The sequence below is a fragment of the Sulfurimonas sp. genome, assembly GCF_027056685.1.
Taxonomy (GTDB): Bacteria; Campylobacterota; Campylobacteria; order Campylobacterales; family Sulfurimonadaceae; genus Sulfurimonas.
Genome location: NZ_JALUKE010000110.1, coordinates 1 through 11644, shown reverse-complemented (window position 1 = coordinate 11644; position 11644 = coordinate 1). Strand labels below are relative to the sequence as shown.

The 11644-nt window shown below is 34.5% G+C and carries 8 protein-coding genes and 1 pseudogene; 6 read left to right on the top strand and 3 right to left on the bottom strand.

The annotated features are described in order from the left end of the window. From MVY38_RS04880 to MVY38_RS04870, 3 genes and pseudogenes are all read left to right on the top strand, one after another. Positions 1 to 297, top strand: a pseudogene (locus tag MVY38_RS04880) (pyridoxal phosphate-dependent aminotransferase family protein); the annotation flags it as partial. Further along, positions 294 to 983 (top strand): ATP-binding cassette domain-containing protein, encoded by a 690-nt coding sequence (locus MVY38_RS04875; protein ID WP_297484039.1) that lies wholly within the window; start codon positions 294 to 296, stop codon positions 981 to 983. The pseudogene MVY38_RS04880 and the gene MVY38_RS04875, both read left to right, overlap by 4 nt. Continuing rightward, entirely contained in the window at positions 980 to 2953 is a 1974-nt protein-coding gene (locus MVY38_RS04870) for a penicillin-binding protein 1A (protein WP_297484038.1), read from the top strand. The genes MVY38_RS04875 and MVY38_RS04870 overlap by 4 nt, the downstream gene beginning before the upstream one ends. A gap of 3 nt (positions 2954 to 2956) precedes the next feature. Here MVY38_RS04870 and leuA read toward each other — a convergent pair whose 3' ends face one another. Beyond that, entirely contained in the window at positions 2957 to 4618 is a 1662-nt protein-coding gene (leuA, locus tag MVY38_RS04865; protein ID WP_297484037.1) for a 2-isopropylmalate synthase, read from the bottom strand. Positions 4619 to 4792: 174 nt separating this feature from the next. Further along, the gene (gene glnA / locus MVY38_RS04860; RefSeq protein WP_297484036.1) at positions 4793 to 6223 is read right to left on the bottom strand and encodes a type I glutamate--ammonia ligase; all 1431 of its coding nucleotides are present in this window, start codon (positions 6221 to 6223) and stop codon (positions 4793 to 4795) included. Positions 6224 to 6473: 250 nt separating this feature from the next. On the opposite strand from glnA, the gene MVY38_RS04855 reads away from it, so the two are divergent. The 3 genes from MVY38_RS04855 to MVY38_RS04845 all read left to right on the top strand — a co-directional run bounded on the left by MVY38_RS04855 (position 6474) and on the right by MVY38_RS04845 (position 10795). Next, on the top strand, positions 6474 to 7145 hold the full coding sequence (locus MVY38_RS04855) for a response regulator transcription factor (RefSeq protein ID WP_297484035.1): 672 nt from the start codon (positions 6474 to 6476) through the stop codon (positions 7143 to 7145). Between the two features lie 90 nt (positions 7146 to 7235). After that, the gene (locus MVY38_RS04850) at positions 7236 to 9053 is read left to right on the top strand and encodes an alkaline phosphatase PhoX (protein WP_297484034.1); all 1818 of its coding nucleotides are present in this window, start codon (positions 7236 to 7238) and stop codon (positions 9051 to 9053) included. Then, positions 9053 to 10795 carry a hypothetical protein gene (locus MVY38_RS04845; protein ID WP_297484033.1) on the top strand — a complete coding sequence of 581 codons (1743 nt, stop codon included), beginning with the start codon at positions 9053 to 9055 and terminating at the stop codon, positions 10793 to 10795. Before MVY38_RS04850 ends, MVY38_RS04845 begins: the two co-directional genes overlap by 1 nt. A gap of 396 nt (positions 10796 to 11191) precedes the next feature. On the opposite strand, the gene MVY38_RS04840 is transcribed toward MVY38_RS04845, so the two are convergent. After that, positions 11192 to 11644 (bottom strand): esterase-like activity of phytase family protein (locus MVY38_RS04840; RefSeq protein WP_297484032.1); only part of this gene is annotated, 453 nt, incomplete at its 5' end.

Sequence of the window (11644 nt, the reverse complement as noted above, 5' to 3'; positions counted from 1 at the left end):
CATAACTCTTTAAACTATATTCTCTCAAACGAAGTGACCTTAAAAGAAGCAATAGCTTTGCGTAAATCTATAATAAACGAAAAACTTGGTATAAAAGTAGATGGACTTATAGTCCCCATTGTTTATGGTGACAATAAAAAGGTCATAGAGATAAAAAATGAACTCCTCTCTTTAGGATATGCAGTTGGTGCAATACGACAACCCACGGTAGAAAAAGCAATTATTCGTCTTATTGCTAGAGTTGGTGAGAGTTGTGATGATTTGAGAACTTTGTGTAAAGTGTTGGCAAGAAAATGAGCGTATCAAAACTTAAAATTGTTTATAAAGAGAAAGATTTAGTCAATATTGCTTTTGATATAAAAAACTCTTTGGCTCTTATTGGGCAGAGTGGAAGTGGAAAAAGTCTGACTATTAAAGCACTGCTTGGGATGTTACCACAGGGTATGCAACTAGAGTTAGAAGAAGATTTTGATTTTAAACTTGTGAGTGGAGAGAGCGTTGCGTTTGTGCCACAAAATCCTTTTACAGCACTCTCACCGCTAACAAAGATTAAAAAACAGTTTTTTACAAATAAAGAGCGAGTGGCAGCACTGTTTGATGCTGTTGGTTTAGATAAGGCACTGTTAGAACGCTTTGCACCTGAACTCTCTGGAGGGCAACTTCAACGAGTTGTGATTGCAATGGCATTAGAGAAGCACCCTAAGCTTTTACTGCTCGATGAACCAACAACGGCACTTGATCCAAAAACAAAGAAGATTATTTTAGAACTTTTAAAAAAGCTTCAAAAAAAAGAGGCATTTAAAATGCTTTTTGTAACGCATGATATAGCATCTGCAAAAGATTTATGCGAAGATGTTTGCATCATTAAAAATGGAATTGTTGTTGAATCTGGTAATTTAGAGACTGTTTTGAGTAATCCAGCACAAGAGTATACAAAAACATTAATAGAAGCAAATTTTGCAAATAGGAAATATAGAGAATGATAAAAAAAACATTTATAACACTTTTTGTATTGGGAGTTTTATCTCCTTTTCTCATAGTAGGGTATTACTATTTTAATTACAATTACGACATATCATCATTAGTTAATTTTAATCCACCGCTTACCAGCCATATATATGATAAAAATGGTGAAAAAATTGCAAATGTATTTAATAAACAAAATAGATCTTATGTCAAATTTAATGATATTCCTCCTCGTATAGTCGAAGCTCTTGTTGCCATAGAAGATACAACATTTTTTGAACACTCTGGGGTAAATTTTGGTGCTATATTTCGAGCATTTATTAAAGATGTTAAGGCAAGAAAAATGGTAGAAGGAGCAAGCACAATTACTCAACAGCTTGTAAAAAATAAACTTCTTACTCGTGAGAAAAAGATTTCTCGTAAAATAAAAGAGTTTATTTACTCTTATAAAGTAGAAAATGCTTTAACAAAAGAGCAGATACTTGAGCGTTATTTGAATGAAATTTATTATGGGCATGGTTACTATGGCATTAAAACTGCGGCAAATGGCTACTTTCATAAAAAGTTATCAGATTTGACACTCAAAGAGATGGCAATTTTAGTTGGATTGCCAAAAGCACCAAGTACCTATGCACCAACGAAAAATTATGAAATTTCTATGGGCAGAGCAAACCGTGTTGTTACGAGAATGCATACTCTAGGGTGGATAGATGATGCTACATTTGAAAAAGCCTTACTTGAAAATCCTAAAGTTTATAATGATACACTTACTCAAAATAGAGCCCCTTTTATTGTTGATGCTGTTGAGAGAAGAATGAGAAAGATGGGTATTAGAGATTTTAAAACTGGTGGGTATGAGGTGCATACGACTATTGATCTACGATTACAAAATGCAGCAAAAAAATCACTCAAATATGCTTATGGTTTGGCATTGAAAAGAATAGAAAAATATAAAATTAAAGATGCAAAAGAATCTGAGATACAAGATGTAAATGTGTCACAGTTAAATGGTGCAATGGTCTCTTTGGATTCAAAAAGTGGGGACATTTTAGCACTTGTTGGGAGTGTAGATTATAAAAAAAGTTCTTATAATCGTGCAACACAAGGTAGACGACAACCTGGTTCTGCGTTTAAACCTTTTATTTATCAGGTTGCTTTAGATTTAGGATATAGTGGGGCTACAAAACTTGTTGATATTGCCAAAACTTATGATTATGAAAAAAATGGCAAAGATATGAAGTGGCAGCCTGAAAATTATGAGAAAGATTACAAGGGTCTTATTACTTTGCGAAATGCTTTAGTGCACTCAAGAAACCTTGCAACCATTAATCTTGTAAATGATATAGGGTTACACCAGCTTTTAAAAGAGTTGCAAAAGTTTCATATTAAAAATCTGCCACATGATTTATCTATTGCACTTGGTACAATCTCTCTCTCACCACTTCAATTGGCAGGCTATTATACATCATTTTCCAATCAAGGTGTGCAGGTTGCTCCTCATCTTATTAGTTCTATAGAGAAACGAGGCAGTACTGTTTATGAGAAACAAGATAAACAAATGAGAACTTCACCTGTGACTCAATCCTACATTATGACAACAATTTTAGAAGATGTTGTAAAAAGAGGAACGGGGCGACGCGCAAGAGCAAGAGGTATAGAACTTGCAGGAAAAACTGGTACAACAAATAATAATATGGATGCATGGTTTGCTGGTTATTCTCCAACTGTTGAGACAGTCGTTTGGTTTGGAAATGATGACAATACACCAATGTACCACAGGGAGACAGGAGGGCGCGTCTCAGGTCCTGCGTTTAGAAGATACTACCAGCAACTACTGAAACTTTACCCTCAAATTAAGCGTAAATTTGATGTGCCAGATGGCATAATAGAGGTACAAATTAATGGCAAAAAAGAGTATTTTAGTAATATTTCTAAGCCTCCACGAGCAGATGAAGACACAGATCCCGAAGGAGAATTAGTATTTTAACTGTTAGTTAAAGGCTCTGTTTAAAGCGCAAAACATTGCTTTAATTGATGCAACTGTAATGTCATTGTCTGCTCCGACACCAAAACAAGAAAGTACTTTTTCACTCTGTATTTCTATGTATGCAACTGCTTTTGCGCTGCTTTTATCGCCACATGAATGTTCTGAATAAGATTTAATACTAAAGTCATTTTCATACTCTTTCATAAGAGCATTTTTACATGCATCTATTGGACCATTGCCTTCGCCCTGCGAAGTTATCTCTTTGCCATTATGAACATAACTTAACGAGCATTTGGAGTTACCATTATCAGAAGTTAAAGAGACATCTTTAAAAGTTATATGCTCTTTGATGTTAAAGTAGTTGTCTTTAAATACCTTTAAAATCTCTTCACTCTCTAAAACTCTTCCCTCTGCGTCACTGAGTGCTTGTACTGCACGACCAATTTCTGGATGCATTGCTTTTGGAAGGTGGTAACCATAGTTTTTTTCTAAAATGTACGCTACACCACCTTTACCTGATTGTGAGTTAATACGGATAATGGACTCGTAAGTGCGTCCAACATCAGCAGGGTCTATTGGTAAGTAGGGTACTTCCCAAAATGGTTCCTCTTTTGCCTGTTGGTAGGCTAAGCCTTTGTTGATTGCATCTTGATGTGAACCAGAAAATGCAGTGTAAACAAGCTCACCCACATAAGGATGGCGAGGATGCGTTGGAAGTTCAGTTACTTTTTCTACAACTGCTACAACTTCATTTACATCTGAAAAATCAAGCCCTGTATCTATACCTTGACTTGTCATATTAAGTGCTAATGTAATTATGTCCACATTTCCTGTGCGTTCTCCATTACTTAGAAGTGTTCCCTCCACTCTGTCGGCACCTGCTAAAAGAGCGAGCTCTGTTGCTGCTATTGATGTACCTCTATCATTATGTGTATGTGTTGAGATGATGACATTTTTTCTGTTGTCTAAATTTCTACACATCCACTCTATTTGATCGGCATAAATATTTGGCGTTGCCATCTCTACTGTTGCAGGTAGATTGATGATGACTTTTCTATTGTCCGATATACCCCAGCGTGCTGTTACTGCGTTTGAAATGGTAGCTGCAAACTCTAACTCTGTTCCTGTAAAGCTCTCAGGAGAGTACTCTAAGTAAATCTTTCCATTATGATTTGCTTCATATTTTTTTACTAAATCAACACCCTCAAGTGCAAGTGCAATAATCTCCTCTTGAGATTTTCCAAAGACAATTTTTCTCTGAGCAACACTTGTAGAGTTATAAAGATGCACAGTTGCTTTTTTGACCCCACGCAAAGCATCAAAAGTTTTTGCTATTAAATGTTCACGAGCTTGCACAAGTACTTGTACTGTTACATCATCAGGAATAAGATTATCATCCACAAGACGGCGTAAAAAGTCATACTCTATTTTAGAAGCAGAGGGAAAACCAACTTCTATTTCTTTAAATCCGAGTTTAAGTAAGAGTCTAAAAAGTTCAAGTTTTTTTTGCATATCCATTGGATTAATAAGTGCTTGATTGCCATCTCGTAAATCTACACTACACCATCGTGGTGCTTTTGTAATTGTATTGTCAGGCCATTGTCTATTTGGCAAATCTATTTTTGGATAAGGTCTATATTTACCTTGTGGGATATGATTCATCATTTTGAATCCTTTTGCTTGAAATTTTCTAATAACAGACTCTTACATTTGCTATTAATTTGCGAATTATAGCAAATTTTGTATTATAAAAAAGTTTGGTAGTTGAGATTGAAATATTTTGAAGATAAAATGTAAGATTTATTCCCACAAAAGTGGGAAAAAGTGAAGGCTAATAGCCTAGCACTGGTAAGTAGTTTTAAACTCGTAAGCAGTCGGACGACCTTCATCAGGAATAACATCACGATCAAATCTATAGTCTAAATATGTTTTAATAAACTCTTCAGAAAAGACAGGCTCTAAGAATTTGTAATCTTGTGCAAGACCTTCTAATGCTTCACGAAGTGTATGTGGCATTTGAGGAATTCCACGCTCAGCAATTTCTGCTTGAGAAAGCTCAAAAAGATCTTCATCAAGTGGACCAACAGGAACATCTTTGTTAGAAATACCATCAAGACCAGCCATCATCATCGCAGCAAACGCAAGGTAAGGACAAGCAGTGCTATCTGGGAATCTCATCTCAATACGAGTTGCTTTTTCACCAGCGCCATAAGGAACACGACAAGCAGCTGAACGGTTTTTAGCAGAGTAAGTTAAAATACTTGGTGCTTCAAAACCTGGAAGAAGTCTTTTGTATGAGTTTGTTGTTGGATTTGTAAAAGATGCAACAGCAGCAGAGTGTTTAAAGATACCCGCAGCATAGTTTACAGCCAATTCTGAAAGGTTACCGTAGTTTCCTTCTTTATAGAAAAGGTTTTTACCATCTTTCCAAAGTGATTGATGAACATGCATACCATTACCATTGTCACCATAAAGTGGTTTTGGCATAAATGTACATGTTTTACCATTTAAGTGTGCAATCATTTTACAAACATATTTGTATTTTTGAACATTATCACCAGCAGTGATGATGTCACCAAAAACAATTCCAATTTCACCTTGACCTTGTGCAACTTCGTGGTGACCAAGAATAACTTCAAGACCAACTTGCTCTAAAACTTGCATCATTTCTGCACGCATATCTACCATAGAATCTGTTGGTGCAACTGGGAAGTAACCACCTTTAGTTCCTGGTCTATGACCTGTGTTGTACATACCTTCGTAGTCTGTGTTTGAGTTCCATTCACCCTCTTCAGTATCTACTTTGAAACCAATTTCATTCATATTGTCAACAAATTTTACATCATCAAAAATGAAAAATTCATTTTCAGGTCCAAAGTATGCAGCATCTGCAATACCATGATCAGTAGCATATTGAAGTGCTTTTTTTGCTATTGAACGAGGACATCTCTCATAAAGTTCATTTTTGTAAATGTCATATACATCACAAAATAGAATTACAGTAGGATCAGCAGTAAATGGATCTAAAAATGCAGTTGTAGCATCTGCTTTTAAAAGCATATCAGATTCATTAATTGGTTGCCAGTTTTCGATTGAAGAACCGTCAAATGGGAAACCATTTTCTAAATTTTCTGCATTTACCGCACTATAACGGTAACTAAGATGGTGCCAAGCACCTTTAATATCACTAAATCTTAAATCTACAAATTGAACATCATTTTCATTACAAAATGTAAAGAACTCTTCTATATTATTAACGAATTTTCCCATTAATTATCTCCTGATTTTTATCTGCTTGTAGTATATCTCAATAATTTGTAATCTTTGATGTAATATTGATTAAAAAAGAGACAGAGAGAAAATGTGTTTCAAATTATTACATTGTTTCAAGATTTTTGGATTTAGAGATGCCCTTAAGTAAGATGCTAGAAATTGTGTTATTTTGTAGCTATGTTTATAAAAATGTAATCTTTTCGTAATAAGAAAAGATTATAATTACGAGCAGTTAAGGGATAAGAAGATGAAAAAACAGATTTTGATTGTTGATGATGAGAGTGATATTTTGGAACTGCTAGAATATCATTTCAGTAATGCAGGATTTGATGTTATTGGGTTTTTAAATACGAAGCATATTCGTGATGTTTTGGCTGAGGAAAATATTGATCTTATCATAATGGATAGAAATTTACCTGATATTGAGGGGAGTTACTATATTGAAATGCTGCGTAGTCGAAACATAGAAATTCCTGTTATATTACTCTCCTCAAAAAATTCCACTGAAGATATAAAAGAGGGACTTATTAAAGGAGCAGATGATTATGTTTGTAAGCCTTTTGATATGGAAGAACTTATTTTACGTTGTAAAGCAATCTTAAAACGTTCTCAGCAAGGGTTTGTTGAAAATATTAAGTATAAGGATATAGAACTTGATCTTAATATGCATCATGTACATATAGGTAAAAAAATAGTAAGTTTAACAAATCTTGAAACACAATTGTTATATGTCTTGATAGCAAATCGAGGAAAAGTACTTGATAGAGAGTTTTTGCTGAAACAGGTATGGAAAGAAGAACATAGTATTCATTTAAAAACTGTTAATGCTACCATTAAACGCCTTAAAGAAAAAATAGATCCTACAAAGGAGAAAGAGTACATCAAAACAATTTATGGTGTAGGGTATCTTATTTTATAAATATCATAATGTAACCGCTTTGTCTTTTTTATGAGTTATTTGTGTAACAGTAGGAATATATACTTCTCCTAAACTTTACAGGAGAATGGAATGAATAAATATATTAGTTTGGCAGCATCAGCTGTTGTGGTGTTATCAATGGTTGGCTGTAATAGTAATAATGGTACAGATGGTACAAATAGTACTGCGCTTATTAAAAGCGTAAGTGTTCCGACAACAGATGCAGAAAAAGCAAAAATCCGTGTTGCAAATGCAATGGATGTTGATTTTATTACGAAACCTCTCTCTTACAAAACAATCCTTAGAACCGGTACAACTTTAGGAAATGAAACATTTGGTCTTTTAAAAGATGAAAATGATGCTGCCTTAAAATTGGACGATGGAAGTAACTACATCTGTAATGGTCAATTTGGTGGTTCTGGACCTGACCATACTGAGTTTATTCAAAAAGGTGATAAAACTTTTATGATTACACAGTTTGAGTGTCAAGTTGGTGCAATTTATCAAGCTGAACTTGAGCAAAATCCTACGACAGGTGAACTTACTGCTAAAAATCTTAAGTATATCTCAGAAAAAGCGTATCATGGTGGATATGTTCACTGTGCAGGTATGAAAACTCCTTGGAACTCATTTCTTGGAAGTGAAGAGTATGAACCAAACGCAAGAGACTTAAATACTTCTACGGGTAGTATTAGCAAGTATTATGATTTGGTTGCACCATATTTTGGTGGTGATTTGAAAAAAGCTAGTCCTTACTACTATGGATGGATTACGGAAGTGAAAATAACTGATAAAAATGGAGCAGATTCATATACAAAACATTATAGTATGGGTCGCTTTGCTCATGAGTTAGCATATATAATGCCTGATAGTAAAACAGCCTATCTCTCAGATGATGGTACAAATGATGGCTTTTATATGTATGTAGCTGACATTGCAGGTGAATTAACAGCAGGTACACTTTACGCGGCAAAATGGAAGCAAACAAGTTCAGAGGGTGCTGGTGCGGCAGATTTGTCATGGATTAAGCTCGGTCATGCAACAGATGCAGAACTTAAAGATATAGTAGATTCTAAACCTCTCTTTACAGATATATTTGATACAGAAGATGCAAATGCTACAAACGAATGCCCAACAGCAGGATATAAAGCTATAAATACAGGTTCTGGCGGACTAGAGTGTTTAAAAGTAAAATCTGGAAAAGAGAAAGAAGCAGCTTTCTTGGAAACTCGTCGTTATGCAGCATATCTTGGTGCCACAACAGAGTTTAGAAAATTTGAAGGGATTACATATAATTCTGACAATAATAAGCTCTATACTGCAATTAGTCAAGTTGCAAAAGGTATGGAAGACTTTAAAAAGTATGGTAAAGATAAAGACAGCTATGACAAGGGTGGAAATAATGACATTAAACTTGCATATGATAAATGTGGTGCAGTCTATGATCTTTCTCTTAACTCAAGTATAAAAGATACAAGTGGTACAGATATTGATAGTGCGTATGTAGCGACTAATATGACTTCAATCATTGAAGGTGAAATGAAATCATACCCTGCTAATAGTATTTATGCAGACAACAGTTGTAATGTAAATTCAATTGCTAGTCCAGATAATATTTCATATAAACAAGGTTCTAACCTTCTTCTAATAGGTGAAGATACAGGATACCATCAAAATGATATGATATGGGCATTTGATACAGAGACAAACAAGCTTACAGCTCGTGTTGCTACAACACCTTTTGGGTCTGAAACTACATCAGTTATGTTTCAAAAACCAATCAATGGATATGAGTACATAAACTTTGTAACACAACATCCATATGGTGAGTCTGACAAAGATAAAGTGAAAAATCCTGATGATGTGCAATCTTATGTAGGTTATATGCAAATAGGTGGTAAAGAGTAGTGAAAACACTACACCATACTTCAAGTGTGCTTTTTACGGGCACACTTGTATTTTTCATAAGTGCTTGTGGCTCATCTAATGGGAAATATCAAGATAATAATCTGACAAAAGATATAAATAAAACAATTATATATCCAAAAGTTTCACTTGCCGATACAAATGGTTATGACATTCGTAACAGCCATGCATTTCATCCTTCTGCATACATTACACAGATGTGCTATACAAAAACAACTGATGATAAAAATAACAAATATAATCCTTGCTTTGCATGTCATACGAAAAACAAAGCGCCTAACTATGTTTATGGAGATGATGATTTACAAGAGTCTTATGATTTTCCTGCACCAGCACTGAAAAATCCTTTTATTAACAATTTTATTGATTTTAGTAAGCGTGTGGATGAACTTAGTGATAAAGAGATTATGGAGTATGTAGACACAAGCAACTATTTCGATGCAAATAAAAATATTATTTTACAATATAAACTGAAGCATCTCTCAGAATTATGGGACAGTGATGGAGATGGTAAATGGTCTGGGTATATACCTGATTGTTATTACGATTTTGATGAAAATGGGTTTGATAGTGCTCCAAATGGTAAAGAAACAGGCTGGACTGCGTTTGCATATACTCCATTTTTAGGAACATTTTGGCCGACAAATGGAAGTACAGATGATGTGCTTATTCGCCTTGATCCTGCGTTTAGAACTATGAAAAAGGGTGGAGATTTTAATGTTACAGTCTATAAAGTCAATTTAGCAATTGTAGAGTCTTTGATAAAACGCAAAGATATTAAAATAAATCCGGTAGATGAGAATGCTTTTGGTGTTGATTTGGACAAAGATGGAATATTAGGTATTGCTAAGTATATTAAATATGAGTGGGCTCCAAATGATGGAAAATATATGTACTATGTAGGTTATGCAAAAGAGCTTCAAGAAAATGGAACTTTGCACGCAGCAGCTGGACTATACCCAGAGCATACTGAGTTTTTACACTCTGTGCGTTATATAAAAAGTGATAAAGATGGTGAAATTGCAATTGCTCCAAGAATGAAAGAGTTGCGTTATGCTAAAAAAACGATGTGGCTCACTTATGCAAATTTACAAAATAAAGGGCAGGCTGATATTCAGGAAAAAGATTTAAATCCAGATGTGCTAGAGACTTTTCGTGGTACGATGGAGAGTGGACTTGGTAACAATATGGGATGGGTATATCAAGGTTTCATCGAAGATAAAAAAGGAGACCTGCGTCCACAAAGTTATGAAGAAACTCTTAATTGTATGGGGTGTCATAGTGGCATAGGTGTGATTACAGACTCCACTTTTGCTTTTCCTAGAAAACTCGATAATAGTTTTCAAAATGGCTGGTACCATGCGACGCAAAAAGATTTAAAAGGTGTACATGAAACGCAGCTGGCTGATGGAGAATGGGAGTTACAGAGGTATTTGAAACAAAACCCTTACAGCGATGAGTTTAGAGAAAATGATGAGGCATATAAGAAATTTCATCTTGCAAATCAGGAGCTAAATACAACTATGCTCTCTAAATTAAAAGATGACATCACACTTTTACTCTACCCTAGTCATAAAAGAGCCTTACAACTTGACAAAGGCTACAAAGCTTTAGTAGAACAACAACAATTTTATAATGGAAAAGCAGGGCATATTAAGCCTATGAAAAATGTCTATAAAGAAGTAACAGAGGGACAATCAACTCACTTGCATAAGCTACAATAAAGAGCTTATGCTAAGATCTATAAATATATTAAGCCGCTATTTCAAGAGACCTTAAAACAAACTGTGTAAATCCACCTCTTATTCAATAATCACTTCGTATATTTTGACATAATTTCGCTGATTTTCATTTACGATACCCTGTCATCTAAAAGTACTTTTACAAGTTGTGGCTTAAAGCTTGCATCTCTCATGGGATAGAGATATTAAACTTTCCATACTTGTACTTGAAGATTCTTGATGCTTGTTGTAGCCTAAATGGGAAGTAAGTTCTTTTTGTGATGCAGTCTGTATGACTTCTTTGAGGATATTTTTAAACTTAGCGGTAATAGCATCAAGAGAAATTATTTCTCCTGATGCTAGTTGTTTTTTTAACTCTTCGTGATTGATTAAGCCGAACTATTTTGAACTATTTAACTCAACTACTTTTGCTACCTCTGGATCATTTTCTATACCAAAATCATTATCATTTATAAGCAAGAAATGTGTTCCATCAAGATTTGCTACACCTTCTATTTTTTTTGGAGAACTTTGTGTTGCTAGGAGTGTTTTTTTCAAAGGTGTAACTCCACTCATATCAGTTTCAATAGTGTCAACTTTATCTGTTGGAACTGGTGTACCTTTACTTAAATCCACTTTATATAATTTTGTTGTATGAGTAACCCTTTCATCTATCAAGAGCGTATTATCTCCCAGACAGCTCATCTCAGATATTTTTACTTTACTTTGTTTTGTTTTGTTGTCATATTTAAAACTATCTGCTGGATCTTCTTCATAAGCATAGAGCTCTATATTTGAAGGATTAGAAATTTGCATTTTATAAAGCCTTGTTACATTTGTATCTCCATAATC